Annotated in this window: 11 protein-coding genes; 7 read left to right on the forward strand and 4 right to left on the reverse strand. The window is 67.1% G+C overall.

Features of this window, described 5'->3' with window-relative positions; all coding sequences use genetic code 11:
* Nucleotides 1–206 precede the first annotated feature (206 nt).
* From ASF14_RS10315 to ASF14_RS22020, 7 genes are all read left to right on the forward strand, one after another.
* Nucleotides 207–533 carry an antitoxin of toxin-antitoxin stability system gene (locus tag ASF14_RS10315; RefSeq protein WP_236697015.1) on the forward strand — a complete coding sequence of 109 codons (327 nt, stop codon included), beginning with the start codon at nucleotides 207–209 and terminating at the stop codon, nucleotides 531–533.
* Complete coding sequence (locus tag ASF14_RS10320) at nucleotides 530–817, forward strand: type II toxin-antitoxin system RelE/ParE family toxin (protein ID WP_056434718.1); 288 nt, start codon at nucleotides 530–532, stop codon at nucleotides 815–817. Before ASF14_RS10315 ends, ASF14_RS10320 begins: the two co-directional genes overlap by 4 nt.
* A gap of 428 nt (nucleotides 818–1,245) precedes the next feature.
* Nucleotides 1,246–2,412: a glycosyltransferase gene (locus ASF14_RS10325; RefSeq protein WP_056434720.1), complete on the forward strand. Its 1,167-nt coding sequence runs from the start codon at nucleotides 1,246–1,248 to the stop codon at nucleotides 2,410–2,412.
* A 200-nt stretch (nucleotides 2,413–2,612) separates the two neighbouring features.
* The gene (locus ASF14_RS10330; protein ID WP_236697016.1) at nucleotides 2,613–5,150 is read left to right on the forward strand and encodes a TonB-dependent receptor domain-containing protein; all 2,538 of its coding nucleotides are present in this window, start codon (nucleotides 2,613–2,615) and stop codon (nucleotides 5,148–5,150) included.
* An 84-nt stretch (nucleotides 5,151–5,234) separates the two neighbouring features.
* Nucleotides 5,235–5,399: a hypothetical protein gene (locus ASF14_RS21480; RefSeq protein WP_156361133.1), complete on the forward strand. Its 165-nt coding sequence runs from the start codon at nucleotides 5,235–5,237 to the stop codon at nucleotides 5,397–5,399.
* Nucleotides 5,400–5,533: 134 nt separating this feature from the next.
* Complete coding sequence (locus tag ASF14_RS10335; protein ID WP_056434724.1) at nucleotides 5,534–6,178, forward strand: hypothetical protein; 645 nt, start codon at nucleotides 5,534–5,536, stop codon at nucleotides 6,176–6,178.
* A 162-nt stretch (nucleotides 6,179–6,340) separates the two neighbouring features.
* A complete protein-coding gene (locus tag ASF14_RS22020; RefSeq protein WP_056434725.1) occupies nucleotides 6,341–6,676 on the forward strand; it encodes a hypothetical protein in 336 nt (111 codons plus the stop codon).
* A gap of 111 nt (nucleotides 6,677–6,787) precedes the next feature.
* Here ASF14_RS22020 and ASF14_RS10345 read toward each other — a convergent pair whose 3' ends face one another.
* The 4 genes from ASF14_RS10345 to ASF14_RS10360 all read right to left on the reverse strand — a co-directional run bounded on the left by ASF14_RS10345 (nucleotide 6,788) and on the right by ASF14_RS10360 (nucleotide 20,065).
* Complete coding sequence (locus tag ASF14_RS10345; protein WP_201780570.1) at nucleotides 6,788–9,583, reverse strand: TonB-dependent receptor; 2,796 nt, start codon at nucleotides 9,581–9,583, stop codon at nucleotides 6,788–6,790.
* A gap of 174 nt (nucleotides 9,584–9,757) precedes the next feature.
* Nucleotides 9,758–10,612: a tyrosine-protein phosphatase gene (locus ASF14_RS10350; RefSeq protein WP_056434727.1), complete on the reverse strand. Its 855-nt coding sequence runs from the start codon at nucleotides 10,610–10,612 to the stop codon at nucleotides 9,758–9,760.
* Nucleotides 10,612–12,969: a TonB-dependent receptor gene (locus tag ASF14_RS10355; RefSeq protein ID WP_056434729.1), complete on the reverse strand. Its 2,358-nt coding sequence runs from the start codon at nucleotides 12,967–12,969 to the stop codon at nucleotides 10,612–10,614. Before ASF14_RS10355 ends, ASF14_RS10350 begins: the two co-directional genes overlap by 1 nt.
* A gap of 148 nt (nucleotides 12,970–13,117) precedes the next feature.
* The gene (locus ASF14_RS10360; RefSeq protein WP_201780571.1) at nucleotides 13,118–20,065 is read right to left on the reverse strand and encodes an autotransporter outer membrane beta-barrel domain-containing protein; all 6,948 of its coding nucleotides are present in this window, start codon (nucleotides 20,063–20,065) and stop codon (nucleotides 13,118–13,120) included.
* Between the last annotated feature and the right edge of the window lie 188 nt (nucleotides 20,066–20,253).

Consider the following 20,253-nt stretch of genomic DNA (forward strand, 5'->3'; position numbering starts at 1 on the left):
AATTGCTCGTCGAACCCGATCACCGGATTCCCGAACGTCCGCGCCCGCACCACCAGCGCGACCAGCGTCAGTACCAGCAGGATGCCGCCCTGCCCCCGCAACCAGGGGCCCAGCCACCAGCCCTGTCTCCGTTCGTCGCTCATCGGCCACGCGGGTGGGTCGCTTTCCGGGCAAAGGCAAGGGTAAAGAGGGGGCGCTATTGTTCGATGCGCCTCATCGGTATATACCTTGTCAGTACCGATGCGAGGATGCCGATGCCGAAGGCCGCTGTTTTCACCATGAAGCTGGAGTCCGATCTCCGCGCCGAATTCATGGCCGCAGCCGAGGCCAGCCACCGTCCGGCATCCCAGGTGATGCGGGAATTGATGCGAGAATTCATCCGGCGGGAGCAGGGTCGGCAGGAGCATGGCGATTTCCTGCAACGCAAGGTCGCGGCCGCCCGACTGTCCGTCCATGCGGGTAACGGACGATCCGATGCCGCTGTGGAGGCCGATTTCGCCGCGCGCCGTGCCGGGATTGCCGACCAGGCGTGAAGGTCCGCTGGACGCCGGAAGCCGAGCGGGATCGCATTGCGATCTGGGACTATCTCGCCGCCCGCGATCCCGGTGCGGCGTTGCGCATCGACAGGCTGTTCAGCGACGCCGTCGCCGCCCTGGCCGACTTCCCGATGCTGGGGCATGAGGGGGAGGTCCTCGGCACCCGCGAACTGACCCCGCATCGAAGCTATCGCCTAGTGTATGAGGTCGTCGCCGATACCGTCTGGATCCTGGTGCTGATCCACACCGCCCGCCAATGGCCTCCGCTTCGGGAGGTGTAGCCCAGGCTATTCGCAGGAGAGTGGGAACGGAATGGGGCTAGATCACTATCGTCAGGACCGGTCTGCTCCACCGGGCTTTGATCGTAGGCGGCTTTGTCCCGGTAATGATGGCCCCCATCGCCTGATAGAAGCCGACCGAGGGCGGATGAGAAACGATCCAGATGGAGGCGATCCCTCTTCGCTTCGCCTGTCATATGCCGGAACAGCATTGTGCCTAACCCTCCCTCGCCCCTCACAGAGGGGAGAGGGTTGCGCAGATTTGGTCTTTGCGAAGCAAAGGCTTAGTCGGAGCTGGGTGAGGGGTGATCGACCTATCATAACGAATACGTCACGATAGGGTATCGTTTTCCCTGTCGGTCATGCTATCGGGGGCGGATTATGGGCGGGAATTCCGGGCGAGATCGGTTTCGTACAGGGCGTGCGGCTTTTTGCGCGTCCTGACCTTCCTGCACAGCTTCGAGCCCGGCGGGGTCGAGCGGATCGCGTTGCGCCTCGTCCATCGCTGGCGCGCGACCGGGGTCGATGCGCCGCTGTTCCTGGGGCGGACCGATGGCGCGATGGCGCAGGATGTCGGCGCGGGGCTGGATTTCGTCACTCCGAAGCGGCGCTGGCCGGGCATCGCGTATTGGGAGACGATCTGGATGGTCGCCACCCTGCCGCGCGCGGTGCGGACGATCCGACCGGACGTGCTGTTCTGCGCAGGGAATACCTACGCCTTTGTCGCGGTGATGCTGAAGCTGGTGCTGGGGCGCGACTGTCCGCCGATCATCGCCAAGATCAGCAACAATCTCGACCGCACCGATGCGTCCTGGTTCTACCGGGTCTTCTACCGGATATGGCTGCGTATCCAGGGGCTGGCGATCGACCATTTCGTCGGCATGGAAAAGCCGATGCGCGCCGAGATCGTGCAAGGCGTCGGCGTGTCGCCCGCGCGCGTCGCGATCATCCCCGACCCTGCCCTGTCGGAAGCGCAAATCCTGTCCCTGCGCGAGCCTCCCACGGAGCGACCGGAGCGATCGGGACGCCGCTTCGTCACCATCGCCCGGCTGGCCGCGCAGAAGAACCTCGCGCTGATGCTGCGCGGTTTCGCCCGCGGCAGCGCCCCCGAGGACACGCTGACCCTGTTCGGCGAAGGGCCGGAGCGGAAGGCGCTGGAGGCGCTGGCGGCGTCGCTGGGCATCGCCGACCGGGTCGATTTCCGGGGCTATGTCACCAATCCGGCGGGGCTTTTGTCGGGATATGACACGCTGCTCCTGTCCTCGCATTATGAGGGCGTGCCCGCCGTCATCCTGGAGGGGCTGGCCGCCAATATCGGCATCGTCGCCACCGATTGCAGCCGCTCGATGGGCGCGCTGTTGCAGCAGGGCGCGCTCGGTACGCTGGTCCCGGTCGGCGACGGAGCGGGTTTTGCCGCCGCGATCGCGGCCGCCCGGCCCCGGACCCAGGATGCAAGGCGCACGCTGCACCAGGCACGACGCTTCACCATCGAGCATGGCGCGGACCATTATATCCGGGTGATGCGCAACGTGCTCAGCCGTCGCGCGGCCGCGACCCCCGCGCCCTTCGTCGCCGACCAGGCGCTGCCGACGCTTTAGCTAGGCGGGGCGCCAATGCCCTACATCTCGTCCAGCCTCATTGAGGGACGCTCATGCCATTCCTCGCCCGATAAAATCGGCCCAGCCCCCGGCTCAGCCATAATTGTGACATCATCGCCACACTACAAATAAATCTTCACGTCGGCGATGGGAGTGGCTTGACGATGCGATACGGGGGGAGCGCGCGCCTGCACGGGTGTGTGAGGGGGACGGCGATCGTCCTGAGTCTGGCGATACCGGTCGGGATATCGGCGCAGGAGGCCCCGCCCTCCGATCCGCCCTCCCCCGAGGTCACCGTCACCGGCAAGCGTATCCCCGGATCGATCATCGGCGCGGTCGAGCCGGTCGCGGTGCTGGATGCCCAGGCGCTGGCGGCGCTGGGCGCAACGAGTCTCAGCGATCTGCTGAAGAAGGTGAAGGCGCTGACCAGCTCCTCGGGCGGGGGCGAGCCGGTGATGCTGCTCAACGGGCGGCGCGTCTCGGGTTTCGCCGAGTTCCAGTCGCTGCCCTATGAGGCGATGGAGCGGATCGAGGTCCTGCCCGAGCAGGAGGCGGCACGCTTCGGCTATCCGCCCAATGTCCGGGTGATGAACTTCATCACCAAGAAGAAATTCCGCGCGGTCACGGTCCATCTCCTGCCCGGCATCACGACCGAGGGCGGGGGCGGAACGAAATATAGCGAGGTCACCTCGGCGCGGATCGACGGACCGCGCCGCCTGACCTTCAACGTCTCGCATCTGCGGCAGGACCCGGTGCTCCAGAGCCAGCGCGACATCGTGCCCGATCCAGAGACGCTGTTCGCGACCACCGGCAATGTGACGGGGGTGAAGGGCGCCAGCCTGGACCCCCGGCTGGACGCGCTGGCGGGGCGGAGCGTCACGCTGGCGGGCGTGCCGATCGATCCGGCCGCGCGGGGGACGCTTGCGGCCTATGCGAACAGCCCGGCCGGGGTCACCGATCTCGGCCCCTATCGCACGCTTCAGCCGCTGACCGACACCATCCATAGCGAGGCGAGCATCGCCTCCCCCCTGACCAAGAGCGTGTCGGGGTCGCTGATGGTGTCGATGGAGGCGATCCAGACAAAGGGGCTGAACGGCCTCGCCCCCGCGCTGCTGCGCGTGACCGGTGGGCTGGGGAATTTTCCCTTCGCCAACGACACGCTGCTTTATCGCTATCTGCCCGACAGCGTGCTGCATCAGCGGACGACCAGCATGGCGCTGCATGCAGGCGGTACGCTGACCGGCGATGTCCGGCGCTGGAGCTGGGCGATCACCGGCAATTACGACCGGATGGTGTCGCGCAGCACCTCGGAGATCGGCGTGCCGCTGGGCGCGCTTCAGGCGTCGATCGGGGCGGGCGGCGATCCGATGGCGGCAACCGATCCCGTCACTGGCGCCCAACGCGACCGGAACCGCAGCCGGGCGGCATCCGACACGATCGGGATGAAGGCGACCGCCAACGGCCCCGTCGTCCGCCTGCCCGCAGGCGAGGCGATGCTAACCGTCACAACCGATTATAGCCGCATCGACAGCGACGCGCAGACCAACCTGTCCCTCCCCACCGATGGGATCGGGCGCACCATGCGCGGGGCCAGCGTCAACGCCAATGTGCCGATCGCCTCGGCGCGCGAAGGCTCGCTGGGCTTTCTGGGCGAGATGCAGCTGAACGCGATGGCGGGGGTGTCGCAGGTGTCCGATTTCGGGCGGCTCCGCACCTCCAATCTGGGGCTGAACTGGACGCCCTTCCGCCCCATCCAGCTCAACGCCTCGATCAACATCGCGCAGACCGCGCCCGCCGTGACGCAGCTGGTCGCGCCGGTGGTGGCGACGCCCAACACGCCCTTTTTCGACTATGTCACAGGGCGCAGCACGCTCGTCACCACCATCTTCGGGGGCAATCCCGATCTGGCGCCCGAAAAGCGGCGGGTGACGACGCTGGGCATCGCGGTGCAGCCGATCAAGGACAAGGATATCCGGCTCAGCACCGATTATGTCGACACCCGGATCGACAACCAGGCCGCCTCGCTGGGCGGTGCGACCCCGGCGTTCCAGCGCGCCTTTCCCGACCTGTTTGTCCGCGATACGCTGGGCCAACTGGTCAGCGTCGACCTGCGCCCGGTCAATCTGGCGTATGAGCGCGAGCGCAAGCTGCGCCTGACGATCGACGCGCAGGTGCAGCTGGGCAAGACCCCGCCGCCCCCTCCCCCTCCGGCGCCCGATGCGGCCAAGAGCGCGACCCCGCCCGCGCCCCCGCCCCGCCCGCCCAAGCGTCCCCCCTCGCTCTGGCTGTCGGCAACGACCAATTACCGGCTGGAGGATCGTCTGACCCTGCGCGGCACCGGCCCGGTCCTCGACCTGCTCGACGGCGCGACGCTGAACGGTACGGGCGGGCGGCCGCGCTGGGACGTCGATCTGAACGGCCATTTCTCCTATGGCCTGTTCAACCTGGGGGTTTACGGCCGCCTCCAGGGGCCGACGCGCATCCGCAGCGACATCGCCGCCTCCGACTTGCACTTTTCGGGGCGGACCTGGCTGGTCCTGTACAGCTTCGTGCGGCTGGAAAATATCGTGAAGAAGCCCTGGGCCAAGGGGCTGAACGTCAACTTCGCGGTCGAGAATGTGCTGAACGACCGGATCAACGTCACCGACCGCAACGGCCAGACGCCGAACCGCTTCCAGCCCGCCTATATCGACCCGCTCGGCCGATCGATCCGGATTGGGGTGCGGAAGCTGTTTTGAGGGGGCGAGGCGGGGCTGTGTACGCATCGAGTGGACGTCCGTCGAACGAACTTCTACATCTGGCGTTGGAGGATCGATATGCGCGTGAACACCAGCACCTCGATGCGGCTTGCCCGCCGGGTCAAGAGCCGCTTCGGCACATGGCAAGCCGTGCGCCAGGCCTCGCGCGTCGAGAACGGCGTCTATGTCGTGCGCGCCGCTGCGACCGAGCGAGATGAGAAGGACGGGTCAGGCACCCTGACGGCCTGAATGCCGTGGCATTCAGCTATTCTCTATTCCTCGTACTTTTGCTGATATTCCCGGGTCTTTGTTTCTGGGCGGGTTGGAGAGCGGGTGAGCGCACCGACTTTCTAAGCCCCTCTCCCGATCGACCCAATTCGACGGTGACGCTGTTTATCGTCGTTTTCGGGACGATCGCCGGACATTTGCTCGGCACGGGCGCCTTCGCGGCGCAGTCTGGCTGGTGTCGCTGGACCGATCGATGCTTCGATGTCGGTTTCGATCCGAACGTCTATCGGGCCCTGCTGGGCGGCGTTTCGGGCGCGCGCAGCGCATCCGACTTCGCGCTTGAGGCCTGGCTCTTCGCCATGCTGCTCATCGGCTTGGCAACGGGAACCCTGGCGCAGTGGATGGCCCAGCGCGAGGCCGTCACCGACAAAACCGATCCGATCGCGTTCGGCTGGCTCAACCCGGTTGTCCAGGCCGTCAAGCGCGGTGACTCGTTCGTCGTCGCTTATGTCCTGACCAAAACCGGCCATGACGGATTCATCGTGGCCTATGAAGGCACGGTGCAGCAGCTGGCGCTTGATGAGGACCAATCCATCAAGCTGGTCGTCCTCAACGACGTCGATCGCTTTCTGGTCAAGATTTCCGAAACCGGGGTGGACCGCGTCGACACCAGTTCGAGCCCGATCACGCAGTTGCAGGTGACCGCCGCAGAAATAGCCAATATCGCGCTGGAGGTTGTTCAGGCTCCGGCGGGCGATGTCGCCGCAGTCGCAAGGGAAGTGGCGACAGAACGCGCCTGAGGCGTAATCGCCGCTTTCCTGCCCGTCCGCGCATCCACGAGGGAATCACGCCCCCTCCCAACACAATTCCTGAACGCCACAGAACAACCCCGTTCAGCCTGCCGAAGCCCGCCGCGTCGTAATCCTGTCCCATGCCCGGTCATGGGCATGGAGGGACCAGTCATGAAGGTGACGCGTATCATTGTCGCCGGCCTCGCGATCGCGACGATGGGTTTCAGTGCGAATGCCAGTGCGCAGGAATGGGGACCGCCCCCGCCGCCCCCGGGACCGGGTTGGGGCGCGCCGCCCCCTCCCCCGCCACCCCCGCCGCCTCCCCCTCCGCCGCATTGGGGCGGTTATGATCGGGGCTATGGCTATCAAGGTTATGGCGACCGCGACTATGGTGGCGGCGGTTATGGCTGGCGCGGTGCGGGCTATGGATACCGGCCGCATTATCGGCCCTATCGCCGCTGCTGGACCGAATATCGCGGTTGGGAGCGGGTTCGGATCTGCCGCTGAGGCCGGTGCGACATGGGCTTGAAACGACATATGCCCCTCCCCTTCAGGGGAGGGGTTGGGGTGGGGCCTTTCCAGGAAGGCCACGCTTGCGGATACGCCCCACCCCCATCCTCACAGCTTGACCCGCACACCCCCGAACAGGGTGTAGCCGAACTTCTCATACTCATAGGTCCGGAAGCGCTGCCCGAAATAGCGGACGCCCGGCGTGTTGGTCAGGTTCTTGCCCTCGGCGAACAGGTTGATGCCCTTCGCCAGCTGCACGCTGCCCGTCACGTCGAGCTGGCCGCGGCCTTCCCAATACAGGTCGAGCGCGGGGTTGGTCGCGTTGATCTCGTCCAGATAGTCCGACCGCTTGGTATAGGCGACGCGGACATTGACCGGCCCGCGCTCGTAGAAGACGCTGGCGTTCCACATATGCGTCGACTGGCCCGGCAGCGCGAAGCGGCTGCGCCCGCCATAGGCGGCGTCGAAGGTCGCGTGCCCCTGGGTATAGGTATAGTTGGCGAACACCCCCAGGCCGCCCAGCACGCCCGGCAGGAAGTTCAGATGCTGCTGCCAGTTGAGCTCGACGCCATAGAGTTCGCCGCGACGCGCATTCATCGGGCGGCTGAGGATCGCGCCGCCCACGCCGTTATACACGCCGGTGCTGGTCAGCGTGTAGCGATAGTCGGACAGGTCCTTGTAGAAGCCGTTGACCGAGATCACGCCCAGCGGCCGGATGTAATATTCCAGGCCCGCATCGACATTGTTCGACAAAGTCGGCTTCAGGTCGGGGTTGCCGGACTCGACCCGCACCGTGTTGCCCTCGCTCGTCTCGAGCACGCGCGGGGCGATCTGCGGGAAGTTGGGGCGGTTGATCGCGCGGCTGAGCGCGGCGCGCAGGATCAGGTTGGGTGTAAAGGCCTGGCGCAGCGTCAGGTTCGGGAAGAAATCGGCATAGCCGTTGCGCCCGCGCGCCGTCGTGACCGCGCCGGTGCGCGAGACGCTGGGGGCCTGGGCATCGAAGTCGGTGGTCTCGACGCGAAGCCCGACGACCAGGGTCGTGCCGTCCTTCACATATTTGGCCATGCCGAACAGGCCGAAAATCTTCTCCTCGGCGATATAATCGGCGGTCAGCGACTGCGGCAGGCGGCGCTGCGCGGCGGCCTTGGTCGCGTCGAAATAGGCATCGGCCAGCCCGGTGTTGAAACGCTGCCCCAGCGCATAGTCGAAGTTGCGCGATTCCTCGTCGGAGAGCAGCCCGGCCAGGTTCTGCGTCGGCGCGGCGGTCGCGCGACGGTCGCGGAGCCGCTCCTCATCGGCGTTGATATGCCGCTCGCGATATTTGCCGCCCGTCGAGAAGGTCACGAAATCGCCGATCGGCAGGTCCGAGCGGACCGCCACGGTCAGCTCGTCATTCTTGGTCGTGTTCGACCGATAGGCATTTTCCTGAAAGGCGAAGGTGCCGAGCTGGAGATGCTCCTTGCTCTGGAACAGCGAATAGCCGGGCAGGTCGGCATCGCTGAAATCATAGGAAAGCGTCGGCCGCAGCGTCGAGCGGAACAGCAGCTCGTCGCGGCGCGGATAGGTTTGCGAGCTTTCGCTATAGGCCACGTCGGCACGGATGGTGCCGTCGCCCAGCCGCTGCTCGATACCCGCCGTCGCCGACCAGATTTCGTTCATCTGCTTACGGTGGCGGACCTGCTTTTCGATACGGGTGTTGCGATAGGTCGCGGTACGGTCGGTCGACCCGGCCTGCAGCGTGCCATCGCTCCACAATATGCCGATGCGGTCGCGGAATTCGTCATCCTCGAACCGGGCATAGGTGCCGCGCACCCAGGCATGGGTCGCATCCGAGGGGCGCCATTCGAACGCACCGGTGCCCGCGATACGCTGGCGCTTGGTGTCGTAATCCTTGAACAGCGTCTCGGTGACGCGCGGGCCGTCCGCCGTCTGGGTCCAGGTGTTCTCGACATTGTCGGGGCGACGATGGGTGCGCGAATAGCTGCCCGAAAAGAGCAGGCCGAACTGGCGGTCGGGACCGAAGGTGTCGCTGACCGCGGCCGATCCGCGATAGTCGCTGCCCTTGCCGAACTGATTGTAGCTGGCGCCCGCCATGCCGGTCAGCGCGAAACCCTTGCGATCGAAGGGCGAGCGGGTGGTGATGTTGACCGCGCCCGCGATCGAGTCCGCATCCTGATACGGCAGCAGCGACTTGGTCACCTCCAGATTGGCGACGATGTCGGAGGGCAGCGTGTCGAGGTCGACCGCGCGCGTCGTTGGATCGACCGAGGGGATCTGGATGCCGTCGACCGACACCGCCGACCACTCGCTGGGCGCGCCGCGCACGTTGATATAGCGCCCCTCGCCCTGGTCGCGCTCGATGCCGACGCCGGGGGCACGCTGGAGCGCCTCCGCGATGTTGGGATCGGGGAAGCGGCCGATCGCGTCGGACGAGATGATGGTGACGGTGTTGTCGGCGGTCCGCTGCTGGTTGAGCGCGCGCGCGGTATTGTCGAGCAGCGAGGCACCGGTGACGACGATGTCGCCCGGCTCGCCGCTGGCGGCGGGCAGCGTCAGCGAGAGCGGACGTCCCCGCTCGGCCGCGGGCACCACGCGGGTGACGGGCGGACGCCCGAGATAGTCGATCAGCAGCGTGACGTCGCCCGCTTCCTCGGGCGTGATGACGCTGAATTCACCCTGGAGATTGGTGGTCGCCTGCGCGCCCGTTCCCTCGACCACGACGCGCGCACCCGGCAGCGCGACGCCGGTCGCGTCATAGATGCGCCCGGACAGGATCGGCCCTGAAGCCGGCACGCCCGCCGGCGCGCTGTCCGCCCCCTCGGCCTGTGCCACGCCAGCGGCCAGCGCCAATGCAATGAGAGAGGCCCCCGCGAGACCGCGGATGCCGGAACGGACGATGTGCATGATGTTCCCCTTGGGCGCTTGGTCGTGCCGACACCCCCCGGCGCCGGTCGTTCCCGCCCCCGTGGCCGGGGTTTGTTACGAGGCGATGTGATTGCGATGACGGGTCGATGACGCAGGCGTCACAATCGTTTTCCCGTGCCTCTATTCCTCCCCTGGAAGGGGAGGAAAGTCGTCCTATGCCTTCGTCAGATACAACGCGCGCAGCTTGGCGATCTGGCTTGGACCCAGGCCCAGTTCGTCCCGCAAATACCCCATCGTCCCGCCGGGATGGTGGTCGGTCACGGCGAACACCGCGTCGATATAGCGGGGGTCGACCCCGGCAAAGGCGCGCGCGGCCTCAGGGGACAGCTTCGCCCAGAAGCCGGTCGGATGCGCAGCCGCGGGGGCCATGTGCCGGTTGGACAGGAGGTAATCCTCGACCACCGTCGCCCTCGGCACGCCCAGCGCGGTCAGGAGCAGCGCAGCGGCCACGCCGGTCCGGTCCTTGCCCGCCGTACAGTGGAAGGCGAGCGGGACGTCACCCGCCAGCAGCTCGCCGAACATGCGGCGGTACTGGCCGTTGAACTGGTCGAGCAGCTGCGGATAGGTGGCGGTCATCGCCGTCACCACCTGTTCGTGCGTCCAGGTGGCGGGATCGCCGGGCAGCTTCATCGCGCTGACGTCGAGCGTATAGTCGTCGCTCAGCACCTTGGGCTTTTGGCCTGCAGGCCAGAGCGTCGGCTCGCCCGTCCGCTCGCGCGTGTCGCGAAAGTCGCAGACGGTGCGGATGCCCAGCTTTTGCAGATAGGCATAATCCGCCGCGGTCAGGTCGTGCATCTGGCCCGAGCGGTAGAGCAGCCCCCATTTCACCGTCCGCCCGTCGGCGGTGCGATAGCCGCCCAGGTCGCGGAAGTTGCGCCCGCCTTGCAGCGGCAGGACGCGGGTATGCGCCGCGACCGCGACGGGGGCGCCAGTGGGGACGGAGGCCGAAGCCCCCACCCCCGCCGGAACCGCGAGCGCCACGGCGATGGCGATCAGGCCCCCGCGCATCAGAACTTCACCGTCGCTTCCACGCCATAGGTGCGCGGTTCGTTGAAGAAGCCCGACACGCCGGTCAGCGTGTTCAGCCCCTTATAGAACATATGCTGTTCGTTCAGCAGGTTGCGCGTCCAGGCCGACAGGGTCAGCAAGGCGCCGGTGTCGTTGAGTGCGATATCGGCGATGCCGATCCGGCCGTTGACGATGAAGCCCGGCTCGCCCTTGGGCTGGTTCACGCCGGGCGCGGGATCGTTGTAATTGGCATAGAAGCCGCTGTCGTAATTGGCATCCAGATGCGCGACCAGGCGGTAATCGCCCACCGGCCGCTCGTAATCTATCGCGCCACTGACGGCATGGGCCGGGGTATAGACCGGATAGATGCGGATCGGCGTCGTCACGATCTGGCCGGTCGCGCCTTGCGGGAACGGGTTCACCGTCGCCGGGATGGTCACGTCGTTATAGGAATAGCTGGCGGTCAGCGTCAGGCCCGCCATCGGTGCGACGGTCAGTTCCGCCTCGACGCCCTTGGCGCGGCCGGTGCCCGGCGCATTGGTGGTTTCGATCGTGGTGCGGTTGGTCTGGAGCAGATTGCCCTGCGCATCGACCTGAAGGTAATTCGCCTGGAAGTCGATCTGGATCGCCTTGTACGCGCCCGTATAGGCGGCGAGGTTCAGGCGGACGCGGCGGTCGAGAAACTCGCTCTTGGCGCCGATCTCGAACATCGACAGCGTTTCCGGGTTGAACGGGGCGTAACGCAGCGAGCGCGAATTGGCGCCGCCCGACTTATACCCCTCCGACCATTTGCCATAGACATGCACGGCGTCGGTCACATCGTAAGCCAGCGTCACCAGCGGGTCGACGCGCGACCAGGCCGCGTCCAGCTTGCGCGGGCCCACCACGCCGTCGACATTGGGCGTCTTGCCGTTCACGATGAACAGCTCGCCATGCTTCATATCGCGGGTATAGCGCGCGCCGCCCGTGACGTGCAGCCGGTCGGACAGGATCGCCGGGGTCCAGGTCGCCTGGCCGAACGCGCCGATGCTGCGCGTCGTGATGCGGCTGGCGCGGTCGAACGGCACGGAGGCGATGTCATAGGTCGCCACGGTCGCGGCGGTGCCGTCGCCGTTCCAGACCATGGTGTTGAACGCCTGGGCATTGTCGGTCGTATGCTCGCGATAGGCCATGGCGCCCGCGACATATTTTAGGCGAGGGCTGTCGCCGATCAGCTGGATTTCCTGGCTGAACTGATTCTGCGCAAAGCCCGCTAGGCTGTAGCGGCTGAACGCGCCGTTCGGCTTGTAGGTGGTGCTGTTCTGGCCACCATTGTCATACTGGCTCTGGTCCAGCTCGCGATAGGCGGTGATCGACTTGAGCTGAAGGCCCGGTGCCAGGTCGAGGCCCAGGGTCAGGCGATGGCCGTGCGTCTTGCCGATGCTCTCCTGCTGCGGCACCCCGATGCTGGCGGCCCGCACCCGGTTCGGCTGGAGCGGCAGAGCAGGCGCGCGGGTCAGCGTGCCCGCCGTGATCGTCTGGAGATAGAGCGGCGTCGAGGCGTCATAGGAAGTGTCGAACGCATAGTCGGCGCTGACCCCGCTTTCAGGCTTCCACAGCACCTCGACATGCGCGCCGTGGCGGTCGAAGCCGTTGAAGTCCGCCTGGCCGGGCAGCGGATTGTCGACCAGTCCGTTGCGCTTGGTGACGATGCCGTCCAGCTTCACGCTGAAATTATGCCATTCGGGCAGGTTGAGATGCGCCTCGGCCTTGTGGCTGCCGAAATTGCCGATGCCCGCCGTCGCGGTCAGGCCGAATTCGCCGGTCGGCTTCTTGGTCACGATGCTGACCGCGCCGCCTTCGGTATTGCGGCCGAACAGCGTGCCCTGGGGACCTTTCAGCACCTCGATGCTCTCAATGTCGTAGAGCGCGGTGCCCAGGCCCTGCGCGCGACCCAGATACACGCCATCGATATACACGCCCACACCCTGGTCGCGCGCGGGCTGGTTGCTGTCGGCCAGCACGCCGATGCCACGGATGTTCATGATCAGCGCCGAGTTGCGCGAATAGAAGGGCGCGACGCGAAGGCTCGGGATCGCGCCGTCCTGGAGGTCGACCAGCGACTGGACGTGACGGTTCGCCAGATCCTCGGCCGACAGCACCGAGATCGCGATCGGCGTCTTCTGCAGGCTCTGGGGCCGCTTCTCGGCGGTGACGATGACCTCGTTCAGCGCGCCATCGGCATTGGTCTTCTGGTCGTCGAGCGCAGCCGTCTTGGCGGGTTCGGGATCGGCCGCAAAGGCGGGCGTGGCGAGCATAAGAGCAAAGGCGCTGGACGCAAGGAAACGCCCCGCAAAGCGCGGGTTGAACGACGTCATGATATGGATTCCCCCCAAAGGATTATGCGGCCGTCCCTTGGTGCCGGTTCATTGCGGCTTGATGACGTTCTGGGGGAATGATGCGGATTTTATGATGACAATTGCGTCATGAGGGGGCCGAGGCGGATCACCGCCCGGCCCCCCCTCGTCAGAAGGCCAGGCGCAGGCCCGCCATCGCCGTGCCCTGTCGGTCCCCGCTGCCGATCAGCGCGCTGCCCGAGGCATAGACGTCCACGCCGTACGCGACACGATAGGATAGGCCCGCCGTCGCGGTGCCGACCAGCGGCGCGCGCGACACGCCCAGCGCCAGCAGGGTCGCGTCGATGCCGCCATAGCCGCCCGTCGCCTGCGTCTTTGCGCCCTGAAGCTGATAGCGCAGGCCCAGCGTGCCGAAGGGGCGCAGCGCCGCGTCGGACAGGGTGCTGCGTTCCAGCGAGACGCCTGCATCGACGAAGCTGGCGGTCAGCGCCTGCCGCCCCAGGGTCAGGGCAAAGGGGCTGCCCGTCTCGGTGAAGCCCAGCCGCATCGTGCGCATATAGGTCAGGCCCGCTCGCGGCGTCAGCGTCCAGCCGCCCTTCATCTCACGCGTATAATGGGCCGAGATGTCGGCGGTCGTGCTGTGCAGGTCATAGCTGCCCAATGCCGATGTCGCGCCGGGCAGGGCGCGGGTGGTGCGCCCCTGCGCGCCGTCATAGATCAGCGAGCCCTGCATTCCGAAGCCGCCCGGCTGGCGGAAACGGGCGTGCAGCCCCGCCACGACGCCATCGGCATGGGTCGACGCGCCCAGCGTCTCGATCGTCTGGCGCGAGTCGAGATAGCCGCCGAAGAACCCGACCATCCAGTCGCGATTGCCCAGCCCGATCCCGCCGAGGATGCCATAGCCGCTGGTCCGCGCGGCGTTGATCCCCTGCGCCGCATCGGCCGACAGCTGGTGCGACTGACCGATCATCTGGCCGAAGGTGAAGGCCCCGGCCTCTTCCTCCATCGTCGCAAAGCCCGGTCCGCGCGCCGCCTGGACCAGCCCCAGCGCATTGTCGACGCCGATCTGCATGGCCGAGGCATAGGCCTCGGGCGTCACCTGCGCGAAGGCCTGTGGATTGGGGGCGCCCGCACTGGTCAGCAGCGCCGGGAAGGCGGCGAAGACCGGGCTGTTCGTCGGCGCGCTCGCGATCACGCGGTTCGCATAATCGATGCTGCGCGCGACCTGCGGGTTGAACTGCGTACCGCCCACGAACTGGCCGAGCAGCTGGATACGATCGCCACGCTGGACGATGAAGCCCAGCAGGTCGGACGGCTTCTGCACGGTCGTATAGCTGCCGCTGATCCCGCCGGTCGCGATGATCAGGTCATAGGCGCTGCCCGGCGCGATCGTCTTGGTCGAGGTGATCTGCAGCGTCGAGGCGCTGCCGATCGTCATCGTGCCGTTCACGATCAGCTGGTCCGAGATGGTCGGGGTCAGCTCGAACGCGGTGATCGATCCGCTGGCCAGCGTCAGATTGCCGTTGACCGTCATCGTGCCCGGCGACGCGCCGGGGCTGAGCGTGCCCGCGACCACGACATTGCCGTTGACCGTGCCCGCCGAACCGAAGGTCGCCCCCTGGCGTACCAGGAACTGGGCCGCGCTCATCGTCGATCCGGCCAGGCCGACCAGGCGACCGCCCGCCATGTCGACGTTGCCGAATGCGGCCTTGCCCGACACGGTGGCATAGCCGCCGGTCATCGCCAGCCCCTCGACATTGGCGACGCTGGTGAAGGCGACCGGCGTCGTGGCACTGCCGCCCGACAGGGTGATGGTGTCGGTGCCCGCCCCGCCATCGACCGCGCCCGCGAAGAGCCCGGCGATGGTGAAGCGCTGATCCGCGCCGGTGAAGACCAGCTGATCGGTCGTCAGGCTGCCGCCCGCCGCGATGCTCAGATCGGTCGCGGCCAGCACTTGGCCATAGGCATGCGCGCCGGTCAGCGAGAGGATGCCGGTGCCTTCGGTCGCCAGCGTCTCGAACCCGGTCAGGGTGCCGGCCAACGTCTGGTTGCCCGCCATTTCCAGGATGGCGGTGTCGTTGCCCGCCCCGCCCGTAACGCTGCCTTGGAGCACCGATCCCGCCGCCAGCCGCAGCGTGTCGTTGCCCGCGCCCAGATCAATCGCGCCGATCAGTCGGCCGCCACTGGCGATGGTCAGCGCCAGATTGCCGTCACCGAACGACAGCGGCGCGTTTGCCGAGCCCAGCGTGCCGGTGACGGTCAGCGCATTGCCCGCCAGCGCGACGGTCTCGAACCCGGTCGCCGTCCCGCCCAGCGTCACCGGGGCGGTGCTGCCGAAGCGGAGCGTGTCGGTGCCCGTGCCGCCATCATAACGGCCCAGCGCCTGCGCCATGTCCAGGACCAGCACGTCGTCGCCCGCACCCAGCGCGATGCTGACGATATCCTCGTCAATGCGCAGCTGCTCGGCCGCGTCGGAGCCCGCGACCGAGGCGACCCGGTTGCCCGCCAGCGTCAGATTCAGGCCGGTGCCGGCCAGCGCGATGCTGTTGAACCCCTGGTCGAGGGTCAGCGAGAGGGTGCCGGTGCCCGTCACGGCCAACTGCTGGAAATTGCTGCGCTGGCCGATGCCGCTGCGGTCGCCCGACAGCTGCACGGTGTAGGTGTTGGTGCCCGAGCCGCCATCGACCGTGCCGGTGACCTGCGAACCCGCCGCCTCGACGAAGGTGTCGTTGCCCCCGCCCAGCAGGACCGAACCCTGCACGATCCCGCCATTGACGAAGCGGTCGGCCCCGCCGCCCAGGCGGACATCTCCGGCGATGGTGCCGTTGTTGGTGACCGTATCGCTATTGTCGCCACCGATGATGGTGACGAGGCCGGTGGTGCTGCCCGCCGAGCCCGTCACCGTCGCGCCCGCGCCGATCGTCATCGATCCGCCCGACACGCGGATCGTGTCGAAGCGCAGGTTGCCGACATAATCGACATTGCCGATGCCCGACTGGGTCAGGCTTTCGAAATTGACGAACTGGCCGGCATTGACGGTGCCGTTGGCGATGGCATCGATCGTCAGATTGTCGGCGCCGTCGCCGCCATCGACCGTCCCGACCAGGGTCGCGCCGATGCGGTGGAGGAAGGTGTCGGCCCCTGCCCCCAGGAACACATCGCCCTCGATCCGCCCGTAATTCTCGATCCGGTCGCTACCCGAACCAAGCGCGATCGATCCCAGGATGGTGCCGGTGTTGACGATCCGGTCGTTGGTCCCGCCGATGCTCTGGATGGCCCCGGCCAGATAGGAAGAGCCGATCGTGCCCGCGAGCGGATCGTTGACCGACAGCGCCGTGCCCGCCCCGCCCCGGATCGTCCCGGCATTGGTCAGGTCGAGCGCGACATTCTGGGCTAGGATGGCGGTCGACTGCGCACCTATCGCCTCGATCACGCCGGTCTCGGCATTGACCACCGTCGCGTTCTGCGCGCTCTGGCTGTTGCTGGTCAGGTTCAGGCCGATGGCCACCCGCTCGCTCAGGACGCTGCTGCCATTGCCCGTGCCCCCGCCATCGGCGCGGATCGTGCCCGTGTTGGTAAGGGCGACCGTCCGCGTGAAGGCGCCCGCGCTACCCTCGAACCCCAGTCTCAGGCCAACGCCCGCGACGCCGCGCGCATCGATCGTGCCGCTGTTGCTCGCCACCAGCGTCGCGCCGTCGGTGGTGCCGAAGGCGGCGGGCGCGCGACCACCGTTCAGGATGGTGCCCATATTCTCGAACGCCGCGGTATAGATACGCGCGGCGGTCTGCGCCTGATCGGCGGTGCCGATGGTCGCCATGTTGACGAAGCGGGTCGCGGTGCCCTCGACCCGGCCAGTGATGGTCGCCTGGTTGGTGAAGGCGGCCAGCGGCAGCGGCGTCAGGATCAGGTTCCAGCGATCGGTCCGCTCGCCGAACGTCAGCAGCCCGGTGACGCCGATGGTATTGACGATCTGCCCGTCGCCGACTGCGTTCAGCGTCGCGCGCGTGCCCGGCGCCTGCAGCGTCAGCACGGTGTCCGCGCCGACCGCCTGCACGTCCTCCAATTGGAACGATCGGACATTGGTATCGCCCACCGTGACCGTGGCGGAGCGGGCAAAGGCGCGGCGATAGGTGTTGGTGCCGCCCCCGGCATCGATCGTGCCGGTAACGCCGGTCTGGCCGTCGAAGGTGACCAGCACATCGTCGCCGTCGCCGAAGCGCAGATTGCCCGTGATCGTCCCGCCATTCGCGACATAGCTGGACGACCGCGTGGACCGGCCGCCATTCGCGGCATAGCCCAGATCGACATCGCCGGTGATCGTGCCCGCATTGGCCAGGCGGACGGAATCGACGCGGATCACGGGCTGGCCCGCCGCGCCGGTGATGGTGCCCCCGGCCAGATTGCGGATCGTGGCGACGTTGAGCGACCCCTGCGTGATCGCCGGTCCACCCGTGCTGGCGATCCGTCCGCTATTGTCGACGGTCGAGGAGGTGGCGACGGTGTTCGAGCCGAGCACCACCGCGCTGCCCCCGACCTGGATCGTGCCGTTGTTCACCAGGCTGGCGAAATCGGCCACGCCGGTCACCGCCGCGCTGCCGCCACCCTGGGCGATCAGGCCGTTATTGGTGATGCGCCCGCCGGTCACGCCCGCCATCGGGGTGGCGGCATTGGTCCGCTGGTCCAGCACCGTGATCGTGGCGGCGGTCGCATTCTCGAACGCGTCGGTGCCGCCCAGCTGGACCGCGGCGCGCGGATTGCCGCTTCCGGCCGTAGCGGTCAGCGACAGGGCGGCCTGGTTGACCACGCTCAGCGCATTGGCGGGGCTATCCTCGCCGGGTTGGGCCACGCGCGTCGTGGTGACGATCGCGGCGCTGTTCGCGGCCGCGATATTGGTGGTCAGGTTGACGACGCCCTGCCCCGCCAGTTGGATGGTGCGGCCCGACGCCGTGCCCGTCAGGTTCAGCGTCGCATTGTTCAGCAGGTCATAGCCGAAACCGGCAAAAGCCGCATCGTCCATGACCGCGCTGTTGGTGTCGGTGCGGACACGGTAGAGCAGGGTCGCCCCGCGCCCCGAAACCGCCCCGCTTACCCCGGCATAACCCCCGGCGCCATTGCCGCCCAATTCGGTGACGAAGCTGTCGCCGGTGTTGAGCGTCAGATTGCCGTTCAGCACACCACCGGGCAGCGCCTGATACAGGTTGCGACTGGCGCTGGAGCCCGTGCCGAAGCGGACATCGCCGGTGATCGTCCCGGCATTGGCGAGCTGTACGGCAGACACGGCATTGGTGGTCGACGCCGAGGAGACGATAGCGGTCGCGCCGCTGATCGTGCCGCCCGTCTGGTTGACGATGACGCCCGTGCTGCCGAGATCCACGCCGGTTCCGGTCGCGCCGATCGTCCCGCTGTTGGTCAGGCCGCTGGCGAGCTGAACGCCGACCGTCGCGCCCTGGATCCGGCCGCTGTTCGTCGCGCCGGTCGTCGTCGTCCCGCTCAGCGTCAGGCCGAGGCCCGCATCCGAACGGATCGTGCCGCTGTTGGCAAAGCCCGTTCCCGCAGACGACACCGCATTGCCATTGGCCGCGATCGTGCCCGAATTGGCGAAGGTCCCGCCGGCCGTGGCGAACTGCACGCCGTTGGCGGCGCCGGTGATCTGCCCGCTATTCTGGAAACTGCTCGCGGCGTTGATCTGTACCGCATAGACGTTCGTCCCGCCGGTGCCGTTGATCGTCCCGGCATTGACGATGCTCAGCGTATTCTGCGTGGCGGTCGCGCTGTCGCTCAGGACGACACCGTCACGCCCCAGCGTCGCATTGTTGACCAGCGTGCCGTTGCCCGCGACGTTCAGGACATCCGCGGTGCCGGTGGCAGGATTGACGGTCGAAAAGCCGCTCGCCAGCGTCACCGTCCGGTTCGCATCGGGGGCCAGTACCGTCTGCTCGAAACCGGCCTGCCGTGGCAGCGCATCGGCGAGCGTGGCATCGCCGGTGAAGCGGACGCGCAGCACATTGTTGCCGCTACGGGTGGAGATGGCGCCGGTGACGCCCGTCCGGATCTGCCCATCGGCATAGCCGACGACCAGCGTGTCATTCCCCGAGTTCAGCGTCAGGCGGCCCGCGATCTGGCCCTCGCTATTGTCGATCGAGCTGCCCAGCCGCGACGTGCCCGTCGAGGTAACGACATTGCCCGTGATCGTCCCGCGATTGGTCAGGATCAGATTGCCATCGAGCGTGATCGCGTCAGCGCCCGTCCCGGCCGTAGAGATCTGACCGCCCGCCGCATTGACCAGGGTCAGCGACCGTCCCGCAATCGCCGCGCCCGACCCGGTGTTGCGGATCGTCCCGCTGTTGGTCAGCGTCGTCGAGCGGATATTGGCGAGCGTCGCCGACGTGCCGTTCGTCGTGATCGTGCCGCTGCTGTTCAGGACGCTGCGGGTGACGCTCGTATTGGTCGTGGCGGTGAAGTCGATGGCGCTCAGCGCGCCGCCATCGATGGTCCCGGCATTGCCCAGCGTGCCGATCGTGCCGCTGATCGCCCCGATCGAGCCGCCCGCCCGGTTGGTGACCGACGAGAAAAAGACAGAGGCGGGGGTCGCCGCCTGCAACGCATAGCCGGTCGGGCCGGTGGCCGAAATCGTGCCGCTATTGTCGATCGCCGCGCTCGTGGTGCTGCCGGTGCCGCTCTGGGTAAGGACCACGCCGTTCGCGCCGCTGACGCTGCCGCCCGCGCGGACCGTCATGGTCAGCAGTGTGGGCGCAATGACGCTGTTGGTCGAGGACCCCGTCACCTGGACGCCGGTCTGGCCGTTGCCCAGCACTTGGCCGCCCACGGTCAGGGTCGCATTGGCATCGATCCCCCTGCCGGAATAATCGAAGGCGATGGCCGGGGCGGCACCGTTCGAGACGACCGCACCCGCCGCGACATCGACCGTCACGCCCGAGTTGGTGACGCGCAGGCCGTCGCTGTCGGTACCCGTACAGGTCGTGGGGGTGTCGCTGCGTGCCGGATCGGGGGCGCATTGGGCAAAGGCGGGGCCTGCCACCATCAACGCCACCAGGATCGCGCTGGACTCCAGCGCGCGCGCCTTCACCTGCCGGACACGCGGCAATGCCTTCATCATGACTGAAGCCCCCTGTTTGCAGGGGTTTCTATGGTTAAATTATCGTCATGTCCATGCGGATCGGCAGTCACGAAGCCGTAAACAAGCACCGAAAAGGCACGGTTTATTTGCCCTGCCCGCCTGTCGAGAGACTTTCACCGTTCCGCCATGGGACAAGCCCGCAAGTCATCGCGATGACAGCTGTGTTT

Source organism: Sphingomonas sp. Leaf257, assembly GCF_001422185.1.
Lineage (GTDB): Bacteria > Pseudomonadota > Alphaproteobacteria > Sphingomonadales > Sphingomonadaceae > Sphingomonas > Sphingomonas yabuuchiae.